Source organism: Rathayibacter sp. AY2B7, from assembly GCF_002931635.1.
Lineage (GTDB): Bacteria > Actinomycetota > Actinomycetes > Actinomycetales > Microbacteriaceae > Rathayibacter.
In genome coordinates this window covers 1-1,473 of the sequence record NZ_PSUC01000214.1, presented here as the reverse complement: position 1 = coordinate 1,473, position 1,473 = coordinate 1, and the positions used below count along the sequence as shown (strand labels likewise).

Sequence of the window (1,473 nt, the reverse complement as noted above, 5' to 3'; positions counted from 1 at the left end):
CTCGCTCTCGGTCCAGCCCGGCGAGGTCCACGCCATCTGCGGCGAGAACGGCGCCGGCAAGTCGACCCTGATGAAAGTCCTCTCCGGCGTGTACCCGTACGGCAGCTTCGAGGGCACCATCGAGTTCGAGGGCGAGGAGGCGCAGTACCGGTCGATCAACGACAGCGAGGCCGACGGCATCGTGATCATCCACCAGGAGCTCGCCCTCAGCCCCTACCTCTCCATCGCCGAGAACATCTTCCTCGGCAACGAGAAGTCGACCCGCGGCGTCATCAACTGGAACGCGACCAACGCGGAGGCGGCCAAGCTGCTCGCCCGCGTCGGCCTCGCCGAGAGCCCCGCGACCAAGATCCTCGAGCTGGGCGTCGGCAAGCAGCAGCTCGTCGAGATCGCCAAGGCCCTCGCCAAGGAGGTGAAGCTCCTCATCCTCGACGAGCCCACCGCCGCCCTCAACGACGAGGACAGCGACCACCTGCTCGGCCTGATCGACCAGCTCCGCAAGCAGGGCATCACCTGCATCATCATCAGCCACAAGCTGAAGGAGATCCGCGCCATCGCGGACACCGTCACGATCATCCGCGACGGCCGCACCATCGAGAGCTTCCCGATGGCCGGCGAGGAGGCGTCCGAGAGCCGGATCATCCGCGCGATGGTCGGCCGCGACCTCAACAGCATGTTCCCGCCGCGCGACCCGCAGATCGGCGAGGAGAAGCTGCGCGTCGAGAACTGGACGGTCCACCACCCGGTCGACATCAACCGCGTGGTCGTCGACGACGCCTCCTTCACCGTCCGCGCCGGCGAGATCGTCGGCTTCGCGGGCCTGATGGGCGCCGGACGCACCGAGCTCGCGATGAGCATCTTCGGGAGGAGCTACGGCACCGGGATCTCCGGCCGCGTCTACAAGGACGGCGAGGAGATCCAGACCCGCACCGTCGACGAGGCGATCCGCAACGGCCTCGCCTACGCGACCGAGGACCGCAAGCGCTACGGGCTCAACCTCATCGGCGACATCACCGTCAACGTCTCGGCCGCCGCGCTCTCGCGCCTGGCCCGGCTCGGCGTGATCGACAAGCACCGCGAGTACAAGGTCGCCGACTCGTACCGATCGAAGATGAACATCAAGGCGCCGACCGTCTCGGCCGTCACGGGGAAGCTCTCCGGCGGCAACCAGCAGAAGGTCGTCCTCTCGAAGTGGATCTTCTCCGGTCCCGACGTGCTGATCCTCGACGAGCCCACCCGCGGCATCGACGTGGGAGCCAAGTACGAGATCTACGGGATCATCAACGAGCTCGCGGCCCAGGGCAAGGCGGTCGTCGTCATCTCGTCCGAGCTGCCCGAGCTGATCGGCCTCGCCGACCGCATCTACACCATCTCCGAGGGACGGATCACGGGCGAGATCGATCGCGCCGACGCCACCCAGGAGCACCTCATGCACTACATGACCGCCGGAAAGGAACAGGCCCGATGAGCGCC

1 protein-coding gene is annotated in these 1,473 nt (G+C 67.1%); it reads left to right on the top strand.

Going from position 1 to position 1,473, the window contains the following annotated elements:
• Positions 1 to 1,468: multiple monosaccharide ABC transporter ATP-binding protein (mmsA, locus tag C5C27_RS17465; protein ID WP_104315035.1), on the top strand; the 1,468-nt coding region annotated here is incomplete at its 5' end.
• Between the last annotated feature and the right edge of the window lie 5 nt (positions 1,469 to 1,473).